This is a genomic window from Kitasatospora sp. NBC_00458 (genome assembly GCF_036013975.1).
Taxonomy (GTDB): domain Bacteria; phylum Actinomycetota; class Actinomycetes; order Streptomycetales; family Streptomycetaceae; genus Kitasatospora.
In genome coordinates this window covers 7,957,830-7,976,307 of sequence record NZ_CP107904.1, presented here as the reverse complement: position 1 = coordinate 7,976,307, position 18,478 = coordinate 7,957,830, and the positions used below count along the sequence as shown (strand labels likewise).

The 18,478-nt window shown below is 74.7% G+C and carries 14 protein-coding genes; 6 read left to right on the top strand and 8 right to left on the bottom strand.

Features of this window, described 5'->3' with window-relative positions:
- Window positions 1-322: 322 nt before the first annotated feature.
- Window positions 323-802: a MarR family winged helix-turn-helix transcriptional regulator gene (locus tag OG550_RS32545; RefSeq protein WP_327683638.1), complete on the bottom strand. Its 480-nt coding sequence runs from the start codon at window positions 800-802 to the stop codon at window positions 323-325.
- Between the two features lie 131 nt (window positions 803-933).
- Here OG550_RS32545 and OG550_RS32540 point away from each other — a divergent pair, with 131 nt between their 5' ends.
- Window positions 934-1,833 carry an alpha/beta fold hydrolase gene (locus OG550_RS32540; RefSeq protein WP_327673728.1) on the top strand — a complete coding sequence of 300 codons (900 nt, stop codon included), beginning with the start codon at window positions 934-936 and terminating at the stop codon, window positions 1,831-1,833.
- A gap of 551 nt (window positions 1,834-2,384) precedes the next feature.
- Here the strand turns inward: OG550_RS32540 and OG550_RS32535 are convergent.
- Window positions 2,385-3,428 carry a methyltransferase domain-containing protein gene (locus tag OG550_RS32535; RefSeq protein WP_327673730.1) on the bottom strand — a complete coding sequence of 348 codons (1,044 nt, stop codon included), beginning with the start codon at window positions 3,426-3,428 and terminating at the stop codon, window positions 2,385-2,387.
- 119 nt (window positions 3,429-3,547) lie between these two features.
- Here OG550_RS32535 and uppS point away from each other — a divergent pair, with 119 nt between their 5' ends.
- Window positions 3,548-4,324, top strand: coding sequence for a polyprenyl diphosphate synthase (gene uppS, locus OG550_RS32530; protein ID WP_327683640.1), 777 nt, complete (start codon window positions 3,548-3,550; stop codon window positions 4,322-4,324).
- Between the two features lie 428 nt (window positions 4,325-4,752).
- On the opposite strand, the gene OG550_RS32525 is transcribed toward uppS, so the two are convergent.
- Window positions 4,753-5,652: an AraC family transcriptional regulator gene (locus tag OG550_RS32525; protein WP_327673732.1), complete on the bottom strand. Its 900-nt coding sequence runs from the start codon at window positions 5,650-5,652 to the stop codon at window positions 4,753-4,755.
- A gap of 262 nt (window positions 5,653-5,914) precedes the next feature.
- Here OG550_RS32525 and OG550_RS32520 point away from each other — a divergent pair, with 262 nt between their 5' ends.
- A complete protein-coding gene (locus OG550_RS32520) occupies window positions 5,915-7,027 on the top strand; it encodes a saccharopine dehydrogenase family protein (protein ID WP_327673734.1) in 1,113 nt (370 codons plus the stop codon).
- 153 nt (window positions 7,028-7,180) lie between these two features.
- The gene (locus OG550_RS32515) at window positions 7,181-7,981 is read left to right on the top strand and encodes an SDR family oxidoreductase (RefSeq protein ID WP_327673736.1); all 801 of its coding nucleotides are present in this window, start codon (window positions 7,181-7,183) and stop codon (window positions 7,979-7,981) included.
- 101 nt (window positions 7,982-8,082) lie between these two features.
- Here OG550_RS32515 and OG550_RS32510 read toward each other — a convergent pair whose 3' ends face one another.
- From OG550_RS32510 to OG550_RS32490, 5 genes are all read right to left on the bottom strand, one after another.
- On the bottom strand, window positions 8,083-8,706 hold the full coding sequence (locus tag OG550_RS32510; RefSeq protein WP_327673738.1) for a class I SAM-dependent methyltransferase: 624 nt from the start codon (window positions 8,704-8,706) through the stop codon (window positions 8,083-8,085).
- Between the two features lie 177 nt (window positions 8,707-8,883).
- Window positions 8,884-9,123: a hypothetical protein gene (locus OG550_RS32505; protein ID WP_327673740.1), complete on the bottom strand. Its 240-nt coding sequence runs from the start codon at window positions 9,121-9,123 to the stop codon at window positions 8,884-8,886.
- A 1,457-nt stretch (window positions 9,124-10,580) separates the two neighbouring features.
- On the bottom strand, window positions 10,581-12,911 hold the full coding sequence (locus OG550_RS32500; RefSeq protein ID WP_327673742.1) for an acyltransferase family protein: 2,331 nt from the start codon (window positions 12,909-12,911) through the stop codon (window positions 10,581-10,583).
- Window positions 12,912-13,058: 147 nt separating this feature from the next.
- Complete coding sequence (locus OG550_RS32495) at window positions 13,059-14,801, bottom strand: glycosyltransferase family 2 protein (RefSeq protein WP_327673744.1); 1,743 nt, start codon at window positions 14,799-14,801, stop codon at window positions 13,059-13,061.
- 187 nt (window positions 14,802-14,988) lie between these two features.
- Entirely contained in the window at window positions 14,989-15,558 is a 570-nt protein-coding gene (locus OG550_RS32490; protein WP_327673746.1) for a GNAT family N-acetyltransferase, read from the bottom strand.
- 433 nt (window positions 15,559-15,991) lie between these two features.
- Between OG550_RS32490 and aroA the strand changes: the two genes are divergently transcribed.
- Complete coding sequence (gene aroA, locus OG550_RS32485) at window positions 15,992-17,236, top strand: 3-phosphoshikimate 1-carboxyvinyltransferase (protein WP_327673748.1); 1,245 nt, start codon at window positions 15,992-15,994, stop codon at window positions 17,234-17,236.
- A 408-nt stretch (window positions 17,237-17,644) separates the two neighbouring features.
- The gene (locus OG550_RS32480; RefSeq protein WP_327673750.1) at window positions 17,645-18,232 is read left to right on the top strand and encodes a hypothetical protein; all 588 of its coding nucleotides are present in this window, start codon (window positions 17,645-17,647) and stop codon (window positions 18,230-18,232) included.
- Window positions 18,233-18,478: the final 246 nt, after the last annotated feature.

Here is an 18,478-nt window from a genome sequence, read left to right as displayed (position 1 = left end):
GACGTGGCCCGGACGCAGCCCGGATACAGGCGCCGACGCGGACGCGCCGGTGGGTGGCGTCGCGGATGCTGCGGCTGATCCGCAGGCATCGAAGGCCCCGGGCCCGGAGCCCCGGACCGGGCACGAACGAGGGCACGGGCACGGGCACGAACGCGGGCACGGAACCGGCAGCCCACGGGGTGATTCCCGTCCCACCGGCACCGAGCTCCGACCGATCGCCCTGCCGCCCTTCGCCGTTGCGAGCACAGGAGCCAAGTCCCGGCGGACGTCGCCGTCGCCCACCGCCCGCCGCCCGCCGCCGTACGGACGGGTCCTCGTGGGGTCAGCGGGCCCGGGCGGCGGCGGCCGGGGTGAGGTGGCGGGAGAGGACCTCCAGGGCGTCCGCGACCTCCCGCATCACCGTCGGGTCCGGCCCGGCGCCGTCGGTGCCGCCGAGTGCGGCGGCGAGCGCGGCGTCGATACCGGCGGCCCGGACCTCGGCCACCCGGGCGGAGGGCTCCTCGGTGGGGCGGACGAGTCGGCGTCGCCGGTCCCCGGGGTCGGGCTCGGTCTCCACGGAACCGGCCTCCACCAAACGGGCCACCGCGGTGGACACCTGACTCTGCGGCAGGCCGGTGCGGGCCGCGATCTCGCCGACCGTCGCCCCCGGGTGCGCCACGACGTCGCCGAGCGTGACGAGCACCGAGCGGACCGACCCCCGTGCCGCCGTCTCGGCCCCCGCCTCGGCCTCCGGTCGCGGCATCGCCTGCTCGCCGATCTTCATGAGGGTGCGACCGAGGAGGAACAGCTCGACTCCGTTCATGCCGGCAAGAATACATCCGCATAGATGCATCTCAATCAATACATCTATCTTGATCCATCTATTTAGATGCTCTATCGTCATGGCGGCGGACGGAGAAGCCGACCGCCGACACATCCAGGGGGCACACCGCCATGGCCACGCTCGCGAACTCCACCGCCCGGACCCTCACCGTGCCCGGCGCCGTTCTGCACTACCAGGTCAAGGGCAGCGGTCCCGTCCTCCTCCTCGCCCAGAGCGGCGAGGGCGACGCGGACCGCACCGTCGATCTCGTCCCGCACCTGACCGACGCCTTCACCGTCGTCACCTACGACCGCCGAGGCCTCTCGCGCAGCACCCTCGACGACCCCACCGACCCCGTCACCATGGCCGACCACGCCGACGACGTCGCACGGCTGCTCGCCGAAGTCGCCCACGGTCCGGCCTCGATGGCCGGGTTCAGCATGGGCGCCGCGATCGGCCTCCAGGTCGTGGCCCGCCACCCGGGTGTACTGAGCACGCTGATCGCCCACGAGCCCGTGATGCCGAACCTCCTGCCACCGGCGGACCGCGCGGAGCACAAGGCGGAACTGGCGGCCATCCAGGCCGCGTTCGCGGCCGGGGGCACCGCGGCGGCGTTCCCGGCGATCGCCCGGCACCTCGGGATCGACCCGGCCCACGACCGCACCGAGGAGGGGCTCACCCCTCAGCCGATGACGCCCCGTCGGGTGGCCAACTTCGGGTTCTTCATCGGGACGGAGTTCACGGCCGTCACCTCGGACCGCCTCGACCCGGCCCACCTCGCCCCCGCCGCAGCCCACTCGGGGACGCGGATCGTCCCGGCCGTCGGCCGGACCACCCGGCCGACCGTCCACACCTACCGATGTGCGCTCGCCCTGGCCGAGTTGCTGGGCACCGCCCCCGTGGCCTTCCCCGGCGGGCACAACGGCAACACCGCCTTCCCCCGCGCAACCGCCCTGTCCCTCAAGGCTCTGTGCTCCCGAAGCCGCCGCGAGGTGACAAGTAGCTCTCTCGGCAGCCGATTCGGGGTGTGATCGTCCTGACTTCGGCCGTCTTCGCGCCTTCTCCGATCTGGCCCCGTCACCTTGGTGGCGTTCATGGTGATCTCGAAGGGAGTGAGCGTGCGTCAGGACTGCGAGCCGGAGGCCCCGATCGAGCTCTGGACACTGCCGGACGACGAGAAGCGCCCGCGGAGCAGGTCCGGGGCGAACCGGCCGGGATTCGCGCTGCTGCTGGAGTTCTTCGAGGTGGAGGCCCGGCACCCGGAGAGCGTCTCGGAGATCCCGACACCGGCGGTGGCGTACGCGGCTCAGCAGGTTCGGGTTCCGAGTGCATGGTGGAGCACACGCACCGAGCCCGGCTCGCGGAGTGGCCGGCCGGGGAGCTGCGCGAGGTGGTGCCGTCCGAGGAACGGTCGGCAGAGACGGTCGGCAGAGGCGGTGGCCACCCGGTGCCGCAAGGGCCGCCCGGGGCCGGGGTCCGAGCCGCACACGGGCAACCGGCTCGGCCCGGCCAAGGTGACCGTTCCGGGGCAGCCTGCGTCGCGTGACGGGCGCGCGGAGGCGACCGGAAGCGCCGAGGCGGGTCAGGCCCGCGCGGGGGCCTCCGCCGTGACGACATAGAGCGTCACCGCAGCGAAGAACGGACTCCGTACGAGCTGGTCCAGCCACCCGTCGGCCTGCCGACGGGTGAGGTAGCCGGCGGCCACGGCGCGCTCGGTGTTGCGCTGGAGACCGAGGACCTGGTCGGCGGCACGGACTTCGCGGAAGACCGAGGTGACCGGGACGACTGACGTGACGGTGAATCCTGCTTGCTCGGCGAGTCGGGGCAGTTGCCGCCCGACGACGGCATTGCGCACGATCCGGTCGGTGATATGGCGGGTGTACGCCCGGGCGACGTCCAGGTCCGGGTGGTCGACCGCGAGCGAGTCCCAGTCGGGCTCGGCCATGACGAGTCGGCCGCCTGGGCGCAGGACCCGCAGTGCCTCCGCCAGAACCCTGGGGACGTCGGCCACGTGTTGGAGCACGCGGTCGGTGCGTACCCGGTCCGCCGAGCACGGGGGGAACGGCAGCGCGTGCACGTCGGCCGTCAGCACACCGGCGTGTGGCAGGTCGATGATTCGGGTCAGCGCCTGACGGGTCATCCGAGGGTCGGAGTCGACTCCCAGAACCCTCCCTGCGGGTGCTGCCGCGCGTGCCAGCGCACCGAGGTCGGTGCCCGGGCCGCAGCCCAGGTCCAGGACGAGGTGGCCTGGCTGGACGGCCAGCGCGTCGAGTGCGGCCTGCTTGTAGGAGCGCGCGAGATCGGTCGTGGCGAGCCGATCCTGGTAGGCGGTCTTCTCGGGGACCACGGTCTCGAAGATGCGCCCCGTGACATGGGCGAGGGCCTCGATCTCGCCTTCGAGCGTCTCACGGCCGGCAACGGTCAGGCGCATCGGGCGTCGCCTGCCCTCTCCGTCCAGATACTCGATCAATCCCTTGCCGCGCAGCCGAGTCAGCGCGCTGGACAGGCTGCCGCGGCCGAGTCTCTCGCCGGTCATCCGTTCGATCGCGGTGTTGACGGCGTAGCCGTGCAGCGGACCGTCCGCCAGCACGGACAGGACGAGCATCTGGGCGTCGTTGGTACGCACTGGCACTCCCGGGCAGTGGACGGCGGGCTCCCCGATAACACGCGACGCGTGCTAATACTCCTTAGTATGCACGCTGCGGCCGGCCAGCGGCTGCCGCCCCGACCCGAAGGACTTCGATGGTGCGCGTAACCGACCCGCTCTACGCCCTGTACACCCGCCGGCTTCGCCGGCGACTCCAGGGCGGGGAGCTGCCCGGGCACATCGGACTGATCATGGACGGCAACCGCCGATGGGCGCGCCGGCAAGGCATCGGGAACCCGAGCCTCGGCCACAAGTACGGTGCCGAGCACGTGGAGAACGTGCTCTCCTGGTGCGAGGCCCTCCGGATCAGGCATGTCACCGTGTTCGTCTGCTCCGCGGAGAACCTCCAACGGCGCGGCGACGCCGAGGTCGCCTTCCTGATGCAGGTGATCGAGGAAGTCCTGACCCGGCACCTCACCAGGCCGATGCCGCGCTGGCGGGTGCACATCGCCGGAGCACTCGACACACTGCCCGACACCACCGCCCGCGCCCTCAAGGACGCGGTCGAGGCCACACGGGAGTGCCCCACCGGAGCGCACGTGACCCTCGCCGTCGGGTACGGCGGCCGCCAGGAGCTCGTCGACGCCATGCGCGATCTGCTGTACGCGCGGGCAGAGACCGACACGTCGATGCGGGACCTCGCCGCCCACCTGACCGCGGACGACATCGCCCGCCACCTGTACACCGCCGGCCAGCCGGACCCGGACCTCGTCATCCGCACCAGCGGAGAGCAGCGCATGTCGAACTTCCTGCTGTGGCAGAGCGCCTACTCCGAGCTGTACTTCAGCGAGGCGAACTGGCCGGCGTTCCGTGAAGTCGACTTCCTGCGTGCCGTGCGCGCGTACGCCGCCCGGCAGCGCCGCTACGGCGCCTGAGAAGCGGCGGCCCGCCATGACCGGTCTTGGAGGCGTCGCCAGGCAACCCGCCCCGGCACGGACCGGGCGGCTCGTGCTCCGTGAGCCCGAGCCGCCCGGGGCAGTGCGGCGTTCATCGAGCCGCCGGTGTCGCCGGAGGTGCACACCCACCTCGGCGGCCCCGACCGCGTGACGGGCTTGAGCGCGCGAGATGACCGAGGGGCCCGAGCCGTGGCCGGGGAGTGAAGTCGTCGATCTCGACGGGGCGATGATCGGCCGGATCCTGCTCAGGGGAGCGTCGGAGCACCATCGCCCGGCAGGTGCGATGCCCTGCTCGACGAGCGCGGCCCTTCGGACGCGCACCATCGCGGCGCAGCGCCGGGCCGCGGCCTCGGCTCAGAGGTCCACCCGTCAGGAGCCCCGGGCGCGGAGGATCAGGACGCGGAGGATCAGGACGCAGGGGTGCGGTGGGTGGCGCGGTAGCGGCCGGGGGCGGTGTGGAACTCGCGTTTGAAGGCCCTGGCGAAGGCGTACTCGGTGGTGTAGCCGACCTGTTCGGCGACGGTGCGCAGGAGCAGGTCGGTCTCGCGGAGGCTACGGGCGGCGAGGGTCATCCGCCACCAGGTGAGGTAGCCGAGCGGTGGACGGCCGATCGTCGCGGTGAAGCGCTGGGCGAAGGCCGTGCGGGAGAGCCCGGCGCGGTCGGCGAGGGACTGCACGGTCCACGGCGCCGCCGGTTCCCGGTGGACGGCGCGCAGGGCCGCCGCCAGGGCCGGGTCGTGAAGGGCTGCGCCCCAGCCGGTGGTGTGCTGTTCGGCCTGGCGTTCGTGCCAGGCCCGCAGGACGTAGAGCAGCAGGACGTCCAGCAGCGCGGTGAGGACGCCGGGAGCGCCCGCCCGTTGCCCGGTGGCCAGTTCGCGGCGGAGCAGGTCGACGGCGCCGCGCAGTTCCGGGGACTGCCGGTCGTCGCCCGGGAGGTGGACGAGGTCGGGCAGTTCGGCGAGCAGCGGGTGGGCGCGCGCGTGGTCCAGGCGGTAGGCACCGCACAGCATCCTCGTGGTCCGGCCCGTGCCGACCGTCTCCCGCGGGCCGGGGCCGCTCAGTGGCGTGGTCGGGGTGTCCGCGATCGCGTGCCCCAACTCCCTTGGCAGGAAGGCCACATCGCCTTCGACGAGCCGGACGGGCTCGCCGCCGGCCGGAATCAGCCAGCAGGTCCCCTCCGTGATCACGTGGAATCCGGCCCCCTGCTGCGGGTCGAAGCGGATGCCCCAGGGGGCGCGCAGCTCGGTCACCGAGGAGTGCGGGGTGCCGGTGCGCATCGCGGAGACGGCGTCGCTGATGATGTCCACCACCTCAACGTACCTCCGGTCCACGGCCGTCCGGGGACGCCGGTGGGCGTCTCCGGGTCTCCGTGCGCGTCCGGCGACGCGTCCGGCGTCGTGTCGTGTCGGGCGTCGCGTCCGGTGTCGTGGCCGTTCCGTCGACGCCGGACGAACGGACATCCGGCCCGGACGGTGGGGCATCCACCGTCGCCCCCGCCCTGCCTACGGTGGTGATCAGGTTCGAGCGGCGCACGTCGCCGCCGTGGAACAAGCTTGGGGAGATGGGAAGATGAGGATCGCCGTCCATGGCGCGACCGGATTCACCGGCGGGCTCGCCGTCGCGGAGCTGGTCCGGCGCGGGATCACGCCCGTGCTGGTGGGCCGCAGTCCGGAACGGTTGAAGGCGGTGGCCGCCGAGCGGGCCCCCGGCGCCGAGGTGCGGGTAGCCGAAGTGCGGGTAGCCGGGGCGGGCGGGAGCGGGGGCGCCGACCGGGTGGCGGACGAGGACCTGGCCGCCGCGTTCGCCGACTGCGACGCGGTGGTGAACTGCGCGGGCCCGTTCGACCTCTGGGGCGAACCGGTGGTGCGCGCGGCGATCGCCGCCGGTGCCCACTACGTCGACACCACCGGCGAGCAGCGCTACCTCCGGCGGGTGCTGGACACCTTCGGCCCGGAGGCCGGGCGTGCCGGGGTGAGCGTCGTCCCCGCGATGGCGGACGACGGCGGGCCGGGCGACCTGATCGCCCGGCTGACCGCGGACCGGCTCGGCGGACCGGTCGACGACCTGCTGGTCGCGGACCTCCGGCGGCCGGACGGCGGGGCCTCCCGGGGGACGGGCCGGTCGATGGCCGCGGCGTTCTCCGCGGGCGCGCTGGAGTACTCCGACGGCGGCTGGCACCTGCTGGACGCTCCCGTGGAGGATTCGCTGGTTCCGCCCGGCGAGGAGGACGCCGTCCCCGTGACGACGTTCGCCCTGCCCGGTGTGGTCACCGTTCCCCGGCACCTGGCCGTGCGCCGGGTGCGCAGCGCAGTCCGCACGGAGGTGGCCGGGCTGTTCTCGGCGCTGACCCCGGAGGTCGTCGCCGGCCTGCCCGAGTCCGTCCCGGAGGAACTGCGCCGGTCCGGCGTCTGGCTGATGGCCGTCCACGCCACGGGCGTCGACGGCCGCCGGGCCCGGGGGTGGGTGACGGGGACGGACGCGTACGGGCTCACCGCGGTGATCGCCGTGGAGGGAGCGCGTCGTCTCGCCACCGGGGAGGACGCCGCCCGCCCCGGTGTGCTCACCCCCGCCCAGGCCTTTCCCCCGGCGGCCTTCCTCGACTTCCTGGCCCCGTACGGCGTCGACTGGCGCGTGGAGGAGGTGGTGGGGGGCGAGGGGGACGGGGGCGCCGGCGGGCGCTGATCCCCTGCGGCGGCGCCGTCCCGGCCTCACCCCGGCCTCGCCCCGGCCTCCTCCCGGCCGCAGCGGGGTGCGGCCGGGCGCGGGCGGCGGGGTGCGGGCGGCGGGGTGCGGGAGGGTTGACGGTACGGCGGGGATCACGAACGATCGGCGGTCATGACGACAACCGGTGGAACACCGCCCGCACCCGCCGCCGCACGGCCCGTCGCGCTGGTGACGGGGGTCGGGCGCACGGTCGGGATCGGTGCCGGAATCGCCTGCCGACTCGCCGCCTCGGGCTGGGACATCGCCTTCACCTACTGGACGGCCTACGACCGGAGGATGGCCTGGGGCGCCGAGGCGGGCGCCGCCGAGGCCGTCGGGCGGGCCCTCGCCGAACGGGGTGCGGGGGCCCTCGCGATCGAGGCGGACCTGGCCGATCCGGCGGCGCCGGGGCGGGTGTTCGACGAGGTCGAGCGGCGGTTCGGCGGCACGACGGCGTTGGTGCTGTGCCACTGCGAGTCGGTCGATTCGGGTCTGCTCGACACCACGGTGGAGAGCTTCGACCGGCACTTCGCGGTCAACGCGCGGGCGAGTTGGCTGCTGGTCCGCGAGTTCGGGCGGCGGTTCGCCGGGGCGGCGGGGAGCGGTCGGATCGTCGCGCTGACCAGCGACCACACGGTGGGCAACCTGCCGTACGGGGCGAGCAAGGGGGCGCTGGACCGCATCGTGCTGGCGGCGGCGGGCGAGTTCGCCCGCCTCGGTGTCACCGCCAACGTCGTCAACCCCGGTCCGGTGGACACGGGTTGGATGACGGAGGAGGTGCGGGACGCGGTCCTGCGGCGGACCCCGCTCGGTCGGCTCGGCACCCCGCAGGACACCGCGCACCTCGTGGACTTCCTCTGCTCGCCGCAGGGGCAGTGGGTCAACGGGCAGGTGCTGATGAGCAACGGCGGCTTCGCCCCGGCCTCCGGCTGAGCAGCCCCGGCGTCCCCGGCGTGCTGCGTCCAGCGGGTACCGGGCGACGTGCGGGGCGCGGGGCGGCGCGACGTGCGGGGCGCAGCGACGACCTTCGCGCGTCAGGCCGACCCGCCCCCGGGGGCCGAGGTCCGGAGGACGAGTTCCGTCCACCGCACGTCCGTGCGGCCGTGCAGGTCGGCCCGTTCGGTGCGCAGGAGCGGGGAGAGGCCGCGGGCGCGGGCGAGTTCGACCGTCTCGTCGGCCGACACGTCGAACATCCGCCGCCCGGGCGGGACGGGACCGTGCCGCAGGGTGAGGTGGAGGTGCCCGGCCGGGGCGAGCAGCTCGGCCAGCGCGTCCAGTGCCGACGGCCGTTCGTCGGCGGCCAGGTGCATCCACACGGCCGTCAGCAGGACCAGGTCGAACCGCTCCCCCGCGGCGCGCAGCCGGGGCAGTCCGGGCAGGGCGTCGTCCACCCAGCGCACGCCGCAGCCGGCGTGCAGCCGCTCGCCGATCCGGCGCAGCTCGGGCGTCGGTTCGGCGGCGACCACCCGGTGGCCGAGGGCGGCCAGCGCGGCGGCGTCCCGTCCGGTGCCGGCGCCGACGTCGAGCACGGCAGCGGGCTCGGCGGGGAAGAGGTGCAGGGTCTCGCGGTGGACCTCGGCGAAGGTCACGGCCTCGTACTGCTCCGCGAGCCGTTCGGCCTCCTCGCCGTACCCGGCCGTGCTCGTCCGTCCGCCCATTCGCGTCTCCCCCGTGACCGGCCCGTCCTGCCCCGTATCGCCCGCCGCGGCCGTGCGGCGGAGGCGGACGGTGTGTCAACGGGCCGCAGGTCGGCGTGCGGACGTCGGGCACCGACGTCGACGGGTGGCGTCAACGGGCGGCGTCAACTGTACCGGTCGGCCGTCACGCCTCCGGGGTCAGGCCTCGCCGGGGTGCCAGGCGGGCCATTCCCAGGGGCGGTCGGTCCACCGGACGCGGACGGCGTCGTGGGGGTCGAGGTCGGGGAAGAGCTGATGGATGCGCGGTTCGAGCTCCTCCGGGCCGAGCGGTTCCCAGCCGTGGCCCTCGAAGCGGACCAGCCGGTAGCGGCTGTCCGTGCGGAACTCGGCGATCTCGACCAGGGCCTTCGTGGTGCCGGACGTGCTGTTGGTTTCCATGCCCCCCAGCATGTGGCGGACCTCCGGTGACCGCACCCGGGGTACGGCAGGCAGCGTACGACCGGGGCACCCGCGAGCCGTGAGAACCCTTCGTCCGGGTCATGTCCCGTCGTCGGTGCACTCGTTGAGTACGGCGAGCGGGTGGCCGGCGCCGTACGGGGTTCGCTCCCGTACGACCCGGCACCGGCGGGGCCACCGCTCGTCGACGGGCGGAGAAGGCTGCGACGGCAGGAGGACGAGGACATGAGCGGGCAACCGGCAGGCGGCGGGCACCCCCCAGGTGGCGGACGGCAGGCGGGCGGAGAGCGGTGGCAGTGGCCGGAGCAGGCGTGGCAGCCGCCGCCGGTCCCGGCCCCTCCGCCCGCCGGTCCCCCGGCGCCCTGGACGGTACCGGCGGCGGCGCCCGCTGCCGCGGTCCCACCGGGGCAGCGGCCGCGCTGGGTGTGGGCTGCGGGTGCCGCCGGGATCGTCGCAGGGCTGGCGGCCGTGCTGGCGATGTGCGGGCCCGGGGGCGGTGACGAGTCGTCCGGGGTGGTGGCGTTCCCGGCGACGTCGCCGGTGCCCGGTCCCTCCTCGTCGGTCCCCCCGGCGCCGGCCCTGCTGCCGGTTCCGGCCCCCTCGCCGCTGCCGTCGCCGACCGCGGCCGGGGACGGACCGCCGTCGGCCGCCGCGGGCTCCCGGCTGTCCGCGCGGTCCGGGCCGCCGGGGAGCAGCGCGTCCCCGGCGGCGGAGGACGACCACGCCGCGACGCCCCGGCCGAAGCCGGGCCGGACACCGCGCCCGGCGCCCACCCGCACCGCGAGCGCCTCGGGCAGCGCCTCCGCGCCGGCGGGGAGACCGGCGCCCGCCCCCGCCTCCACGCCCGGGCCGGGAACGAACGCCCCTCCGTTGCCCCCGGCGCCCACCGCTGCGCCGGGGTCGATCTGCGAGCAGGCGGAGCGCATCGGCCGCTGGCCGGCCGGTTCCGAGCAGGCGCGGCTCTGCCACGGCATCTACGGCTGAGGCGGCGCGGTCCCGAGGACGGGGCGCGGTGCAAGGAGCAGGGCGCAGCGGGCGGGATGCGGCAGGAACGGCGGGGTCCGCCCGGCGACCTGCTGCCGGGCGGACCCCGCCGTACGACTCGTGCCGTTGCGACTCCTGTCGTGCGACTCCTGGCGCCCGGGCCTCGCCGGCCGGAGTGCACGGGCGGGAGGGGCTGAGGGGGCCCGGCCCCGGGCGACGGCCCCGCCCGTCCAGGACCGGCCCCGGACGGACGGACACCGGCCGCCCGGGTGGGCGCCCGTCGACCGCGTACCACTGTGGCAGGGGCGGTCCGCGTGGTCGGCAGCCCAGCCGGGCCCCGTACCGGTCCGGTCATGCCCGCCCGGACGGCCCGCCACGACGGCCCCGGTCCGACCTTCACCGGCCGCGCCCCGACCGGTCTTCCTCCCCCCAGCGCTTCCCGTCAGCGCTTCCCGTCAGCCCTGCCCGGTCAGCAGCGCCTGGTCCAGACGCGGGGCGAGGACCCGGGCGAGGGTGTCGGTGATGTGCCCGGTGTCGCGGTAGAGGATCACTCCCTCCAGGACGGAGGGGCAGTCCGGACCGGTGCCGGGGCAGAGCAGCGAACCGAGGTCGAGGACGCGGACGCGGTAGCGCTCGGCGAGGCCGCCGTCGATCAGCGGGTCCCGTTCGAAGGCCGACTCACGGGGGAAGAAGCAGGCGTCCGAGCGGCCGTCGGAGGCGGCCAGGCAGGTGGGGATGTCCTTGCCGGGCATCGGCGTGTCACCCAGGTAGGCGAGCGGTGTGCCGAGCGCGGCCAGGCGGTCGAGCGTGCGGGTCCAGCCCTCGGTGCGCTCGTCCTGGCCCCCGTACCGGTTGAGGCCGGCCATCAGGACCAGGCGCGGCTTGGGACCGACGGCCAGCCGGGTGAGGGTGTTCTCGCGCCAGCGGTCGCACTCGTCGAAGGTGCGGCCGAGCACGTTGTTCCGCACCGTCAGGGTCGCCAGCGGGCAGCCGGGCTTGACCAGCACCTCCAGTGCCCAGTGCCGCTGTTCGGCCATGGCGAGGGCGGCGGAGATCCACTGGCCGGCGTGCGAGTCGCCGATCAGGACGATCCGGTCCGGGCTGGACTCGGTGCCGAACAGGCAGCGCGGGCTGTTCTCCGCGGCGAGCGGGATCTCGCAGCCCTTGCCGGGAGGGAAGTCCTCCCGGGCACGGGCGAGCGAGGGGGTGAGCGCGAGGACCCGGGTGCCCGGGGCCAGCAGGCCCGGGCCGTCGACGGCGCCGGCCGGGGCGACGGTGGGCGCGTTCGGGTCGCCGAGTGCCCGGACGGTGCCGCCGCCCAGGGTGAGTCCGGCGATCAGCGGGATGACCAGGGCGCTCGCGCCGACCGCGAGGCCGCGGCGCGGGGCCGGGCTGCTGCCGTACCGCAGCGGCTGTTCGACCAGGCGCATGGTGAGCCAGGCCGGCAGCGCCGCGGCCGCCGTGAGCAGGACCAGGGTGGTCCACGGGAGGGCGCCGTAGCGGGCCTGGGCGATGGTCAGGACCGGCCAGTGCCAGAGGTACCAGGCGTAGGAGAGCCGGCCGGCGGCGCGCAGCGGGCCGGTGGCCAGCAGTCGGCCGGCGTCCGCCGGACCGAGCGCGCGGTGGGCGGGGCCGACCAGCAGGACGACGGCGGTGCCGAGGACGGGCAGCAGGGCGGCGCTGCCGGGGAACGGCGTGTTGCGGTCGTAGCGGAAGACCGCGACCACGACGGCGGCGGCGCCCGCCCAGCCGAGGGCCCGCAGTGCCCAGCCGCCGAGGCGCGTGCCGGGGCCGCCGCGCCCGAGCCGGGCGCCGAGCGCCGGCGCGGCCAGGGCGGCGCAGGCGCCGGCGGCGAACTCCCAGAGGCGGCTCGCAGTGGAGAAGTAGCCGAGCGGCGCGGACCCGGCCGTCCAGCGGATGCAGAGGAACAGGGAGACGCCGCCGATGGCGAGGGTGGCGACGGAGATCGCGGTGGTGCGGCGGCGGCCCACCAGGTAGCGGGCGAGACCGAGCAGCAGCACGCCCCAGAGCAGGTAGAACTGGTTCTCCACACCGAGCGACCAGAAGTGCTGGAGCGGGCTCGGGTCGCGTTCGGCGGCGAGGTAGTCGGTCTGCTGGCCGACGAACCGCCAGTTGGCGAACTGTCCGGCGGAGGCGATCAGGTCGCGGGCCAGGTCGGTGCCGCGCAGCGGGTCGAGCAGCGCGCCGCCGGCGAGGGCGGTGGCGACCAGGACGACGGCCGCGGCGGGCAGGATCCGGCGGGCCCGGCGGGACGCGAAGTCCCACAGGCCGATCGGGCGGGCCAGCAGCAGGCCGGTGATCAGGAACCCGGAGATGACGAAGAAGATGTCGACGCCGACGTAGCCGCCGGTGAAGGCGGGGACGCCCGCGTGGAAGGCGAGGACGGAGAGCACGGCGACGCCGCGCAGGCCCTCGATGTCGGGGCGGAAGGCGGCCCTGGGCCGGTCGGCCGACCGGGTGGTGGCAGCTTCCGCGCTGCGGGCCGGTTCGACGGCGGACCCGGCGGTCGCGGCGCCGACGGTCGCGGCGCCGACGGTCGTCGAGGCGACGGTCGCCGTGGCGACGGCGGTGAGAGCGGCAGCGGTGGAGCCGCCGGCATCGGCGGCGGTCAGGCCGACGGCCCGGCGCAGCGCGGGGTCGGCGGGAGGGCCGGGCGTGAGGTCGACGGGGAGGAGTTCGTTGCTGGCGGCGGACGGTGACGTGGCGTCACCCTGGCGGGCGGCGGCGCGAGACGGCTCGGCGCCCGGTGGTACGGCCGTTGACACGGCGGTGCTCCTTGCAAGGGCTGGCAGCGGTGGTCGGGGCCGCCGGGCCGATGGGGCGGCCGGGCGGCGGGTCCGCGCCGGTGGGGCGACGCGCAAGGATGAGGAGATGGGGAGAAGAGGGGGAGGAAAGGGTTCTCTGACGATCAGTCAGAAGATGAGCGGGTCGGCCCAGCCGGACGCCAGCAGGCCGCAGAGCAGCAGCACGGCGGTGACGGCGACCGACTCGGCCCGGCCGAAGCGCAGTTCGGCGGCGTCGGATCCGGCGGTCCGGTCCTCCGCGGGGCGGGCGAGGTCCGCGACGGTGGCGCCGTTGCCACCCCGGAGCAGCGGCCAGAGGGCCCTGATCAGCGGAACCATGGTGTAGGTGGTCAGCGCGAGGAGCGCGGCGAGCGCCCAGTACGGCTGCCAGCCGTGCAGCGAGACGGCACGGACGAGTCCGACCGCGCCGGCCACGATGACGAGGCCGAGCCAGCCGACGCCGATCCGGGCGACCGCCCGGGCCAGCGAGGTGCCGCCGGAGACCGCGCCGGTGGGGACCCACTCGGCGCTGCGCCGGCGGAGCGCGTGCGCGATGGCGACCACGTGGCAGAGCCCGCCGAGGAGTTGGACCCGGGTGACCTCGAAGCGCCAGCGGGTGCGGGACATCGCGGGCAGCAGGACGAGCGAGACCCAGATCGGCGGCAGGAAGGGCAGGACCTGCCAGGGGGCGATCTCGTCGGGCCGGAAGAACAGCATGATCAGCGCCGGCAGCGGGACGGCGAAGACGTTCACCGCGCTGGTGAGGTAGCCGAGGATGCCGTTCCAGAAGCAGAGCCGGGCCGAGCGGGGCAGCGGGCCGCGCCGGAAGTCGGGGTCCCCGACCAGCGCGAGCGAGCCGAGGCACCAGCGGTACTGCTGGCTGATGAACGCGGGCAGGCCGGTGGGCGACATGCCCTTGGCCAGCAGGGCCGGCACGTACCGGGTGGTCCACCCGGCGCGGGCGAGCGAGAGGCCGGTGTAGAGGTCCTCGCTGTGGTCGATCTCGGCGAAGCCGCCGACGCGTTCGAGCGCGGCGCGCCGGTAGAGCGCGTTGGTGCCGCAGCAGACGGTGCCGTCCTGGGCGTCCCGGGAGGGCTGGATCCAGCGGTAGAAGATCTCCTGGGTGGCTCCGGCCGCGCGCTCCAGCCAGGACATCCCGGGGTCGGTGTCGAAGCACTGCGGGCTCTGCACGATGCCGACGTTCGGGTCGTCGAGGTACGGCACGAGGTGGTGCAGGAAGTCCGGTCGCGGGCAGAAGTCGGCGTCGAGGACGGCGATGATGTCGCCGGTCCCCTCGGCCAGGCCGTGGTTGAGGTTGCCGGCCTTCTTGAAGCGGCCCCGGTCGGGGCGGGCCCGGTACTCGAAGCCGTAGGACTCGGCGAGTTCGCGCACCTCGGGCCGGTCGGCGTCGTCGAGGACCAGGACGGTGAGCCTGCCCGGCCAGCGGACGGCCGCGGTGTGCCGGTAGGCGTTGTCCAGGACGTCGAGCGGTTCGCCCGCGGTGGGCAGCAGCAGGTCGACGCCGGGGGTGAGGGCGGGTCGCCAGGCCCGGACCAGCAGGTCGTGCGAGTCACGGGTGAAGCGGCGCGAGCGCTGGCCGTCGGCGATGGAGAGCAGCCAGGTCGCGGCGTTGAGCACGGTGAGCACCAGGAACGGCCAGAGCAGCGGCCGGCTGAGTGCGAAGAGGCCGAGCGTCGCGGTGGCGCCGGCGTAGGAGAGGGTCGCGCAGAGCAGCACCCACCGGCGCTGCGGTCCGAAGTACCAGTAGAGCTCGTGGTCGTCGGGCGGGCTGGGCAGCCGAGACGGTCCGTCGCCGGGCCGGTCGCCGGGTATTCGGCGGGCACGGCGCGGACCGGTGTCGGATGCGGACATGGCGTTGCCATGGAGTACGGGCATGCGGAAATGGCCCCCCTGGGCTGGGACGGAACGTGACCGTGCGTCGCCAGCCTCTCACAATGGCCTAGACCAATCGTGAACGAGGTATGACGTCCATGCATCGCCGCAGGTCAGGACTTTGACGACATGTCAGATTCGTGCACGTCCTGACGATATGTCACCGCTACCGGACGGTAAGCGCCTTGATCAGCTTCTCGAACCGCAGGTCGGGGCGGAGCGGGATCCCGAACCGCTCGTCGCCGTACGGGAACGGGGAGTAGACACCGGTCCGATGGAAGCCCCGGCGCTCGTACCAGGCGATCAGGTCCGACCGCTGCTCGATCACCGTCATCTCCAGCTCGGCCGCGCCCCACTCCTCGCCCGCGAACCGCTCGGCCTCCTCCAGCACCGACCGCCCGACACCGCCGCCCTGGCGGCCGGGACGCACCGAGAACATGCCGAAGTAGGCGTGCTCGCCCCGGCGCTCCAGCTGGCAGCAGGCGAGCAGCTCGCCGCCCCGCTCGGCGAGCAGCACCACACCGTCGGGGTGGGTGACGGCCGCGGTGACGCCCTCGACGTCGGTGCGCTGGCCCTCCAGCAGATCGGCTTCGGTGGTCCAACCGGCCCGGCTGGCCTCGCCCCGGTAGGCGGACTCGACCAGCTCGACCAGGGCGGCGACGTCGGCCGTGGTCGCGGGGCGGAAGGTGAGGCGGTCGGCCGCGGTCTCGGCGGCCTCTCGGGTGGTCTCGGGCACGAGGTTCCTCGTCTCACGATGGTCCGGGCGGTGGCCCGGACGGGCGGCGGCCGTTCGGGCCGATCCCTGGCATCGTGCCACAGCGCCGCCCCGCGCCCACCCGGCGCCGACCTGCGCGGAGCCCCCGGGCACCGGACCCTCGGCCGGACCCGCCGCACGGGAGCGCCGCCACCTCCCGCGAACCGCCCCGCCCCGATCCGCCGTGGCCCCTTCCTCGACCCCCACCCCGGTCCACGCCCAGGTCCACGCCCAAGTCCCCGCCCCGGTCCACGCCCCGGCCCGCCCGCCGTCCTGGTGCGCCGCACCATCCACCGCGCCGTCCGCCACGCCGTCCAGCACCCGGACGTCCACCCGACCTCCGGAGCGCCTCGGGCAGGATGACCTTGACAGCTGACCGTGACACCCGTCGGACCACCCGCACCCCGGAGGCCCCATGACCGTCGTCGAGATCCCCGGCTCCAAGTCCGTGACGGCCCGCGCGCTCTTCCTCGCGGCGGCCGCCGACGGCACCACCACCCTGCTCCGCCCGCTGGTCTCCGACGACACCGACGGCTTCGCCGAGGGCCTGCGCACCCTCGGCTACGCGCTCACCCGCGAGGCCGACCGCTGGCTGGTCGAGGGCCGCCCGCAGGGCCCCGCCGCCGACGCCGAGGTCTACTGCCGCGACGGCGCGACCACCGCCCGCTTCCTGCCCGTCCTCGCCGCCGCGGGGCGCGGCACCTTCCGGTTCGACGCCTCCGCCCAGATGCGCCGACGCCCGCTCGGCCCGCTCACCGAGGCGCTGCGCACCCTCGGCGTGGAGCTCCGGCACGAGGAGGCCGAGGGCCACCACCCGCTGCGGATCACCGCCGACGGGGTCCTGGGCGGCGAGCTCACCCTGGACGCGAGCCTCTCCTCCCAGTACCTGACCGCGCTGCTGCTGCTCGGGCCGCTCACCGACAAGGGCCTGCGGATCACCGTCACCGACCTCGTCTCGGCGCCGTACGTCGAGATCACCATCGCCATGATGCGGGCCTTCGGCGCCACCGTGACCCGCACCGGCAAGGTCTTCGAGGTCGCACCGGGCGGCTACCGGGCGACCACCTACCCGGTCGAGCCGGACGCCTCCACCGCCAGCTACTTCTTCGCCGCGGCCGCTCTCACCGGCCACCGGATCACCGTGCCGGGACTGGGCCGTGACGCGCTCCAGGGCGACCTGCGGTTCGTCGACGTACTGGCCCGGATGGGCGCGCGGGTCGACGTCAGCGCCGAGCGGGTCACCGTCGAGGGCGCGCCGGACGGCCGGCTCGGCGGCCTCACCGTCGACATGCGCGACATCTCCGACACCATGCCGACGCTGGCCGCCATCGCACCGTTCGCCTCGGCGCCGGTGCGGATCGAGAACGTCGCCAACACCCGGATCAAGGAGTGCGACCGGCTGGAGGCCTGCGCCGGGAACCTCCGCCGGCTCGGGATCGACGTCGCCACCGGCCACGACTGGATCGAGATCCGGCCGGGGACCCCGCGCGCCACCGAGCTCGCCAGCCACGGCGACCACCGGATGGTGATGTCCTTCTCCGTCACCGGCCTGCGTACTCCCGGTATCACCTTCGACGACCCGGGCTGCGTGCGGAAGACCTTCCCGGGCTTCCACGAGGCGTTCGCGCAGCTGCGCGAGGGGTGGCCCACCGCCGTCTGACCCGCACCGGGCGCGCACTCGATGCCGCCTGCCGTGCGCTCCGCACGAGCCGCACGAGCCGCACAGAGCGTGCCGCGCTGAGCGCGGCGCCCGGAGCGCGGCGCGCGAGCCCGGCGTGCGGTTCCCGGCACGCGGCGGAGCCCCGGGGAATGCGACCGGGCCGGTCAGGAGGGATTCATCCCGGGAAACCGCGGAAACGCTCCCTTCCGGCGCCCATCGGAAACCTTTTCTGCCCGCCCGCCACTTCCACCCCATCGGACCGTCCGATAATCATTTCCGGAATTGTCCGCACCGCTCGTCCGTCCACCATTTTCCCTTGACGCCCACCATTCCCGACGGGAGTATTTCCGGGGCTGCGCCCCGGCGGCGCGGCGCACACGTCGCAGCACCGTGAACGGAGGACGAGCAGTGGACCAGCTGAACGAATCCGGAATCCCCTCGAACAACCCGGGAGGGCGGCGGACCTTCCTGCGCGGCGCCCTCGGCGCCACCGCGGTGGGCCTCGCCGGAGCCATGGGCACCGCCCGGGCGAACGCCGCACCGGCCCCCGCACCGGCGAAAATCCGGAGCACGCAGAACAACTGGCGTTTCTGTCAGAAGTGCTTCGTGATGTACTTCTGGGGCTACCCGACCGACGGCGTCTGCCCCGCCGGTGGCGCCCACAGCGCCCAGGGCTACAACTTCATCCTGCCGTACGACGTTCCGGAGACATCCACCGCCCAGCGGAACTGGCGATTCTGCCAGAAATGCTTCTCCATGTACTTCTGGGGCTACCCGACCGACGGCGTCTGCCCGTCCGGCGGCGCCCACAGCGCCCAGGGCTACAACTTCGTCCTCCCGCACGACGTTCCGGAGACACCCACCGCCCAGCGGAACTGGCGATTCTGCCAGAAATGCTTCTCCATGTACTTCTGGGGCTACCCGACCGACGGCGTCTGCCCGTCCGGCGGCGCCCACAGCGCCCAGGGCTACAACTTCGTCCTCCCGCACAGCTGACGGTCCCGCACGCGGAACGGGCGCCGGCGGCAGCCGCGCGCGGCCTGAACGTCCGGCACCCGACCACCGACGCCCCACCACCGACGCCCGCCCAGCAATACCCGATACCCGATGCCCGGCGCCCCCACCCAGGGTGCCGGGCATCGGGCGTCGGGCGTCGGGGGCGGCGCCCACCGACCTTCACGGTCGCAGGGCGGGGCGGGCCGCGGAGTGCGCCCCGAGGCCTGGCGGGAGTGGCGGGGACCT

Excerpts from the sequence above, each read along its gene's own strand:
- OG550_RS32520 (WP_327673734.1), top strand. The coding sequence starts at position 5,915 with ATGAGGATCGCCGTCCATGGCGCGACCGGATTCACCGGCGGGCTCGCC.
- OG550_RS32495 (WP_327673744.1), bottom strand. The coding sequence starts at position 14,801 with ATGTCCGCATCCGACACCGGTCCGCGCCGTGCCCGCCGAATACCCGGC.
- OG550_RS32545 (WP_327683638.1), bottom strand. The coding sequence starts at position 802 with ATGAACGGAGTCGAGCTGTTCCTCCTCGGTCGCACCCTCATGAAGATC.
- OG550_RS32540 (WP_327673728.1), top strand. The coding sequence starts at position 934 with ATGGCCACGCTCGCGAACTCCACCGCCCGGACCCTCACCGTGCCCGGC.
- OG550_RS32510 (WP_327673738.1), bottom strand. The coding sequence starts at position 8,706 with ATGGGCGGACGGACGAGCACGGCCGGGTACGGCGAGGAGGCCGAACGG.
- aroA (WP_327673748.1), top strand. The coding sequence starts at position 15,992 with ATGACCGTCGTCGAGATCCCCGGCTCCAAGTCCGTGACGGCCCGCGCG.
- OG550_RS32515 (WP_327673736.1), top strand. The coding sequence starts at position 7,181 with ATGACGACAACCGGTGGAACACCGCCCGCACCCGCCGCCGCACGGCCC.
- OG550_RS32505 (WP_327673740.1), bottom strand. The coding sequence starts at position 9,123 with ATGGAAACCAACAGCACGTCCGGCACCACGAAGGCCCTGGTCGAGATC.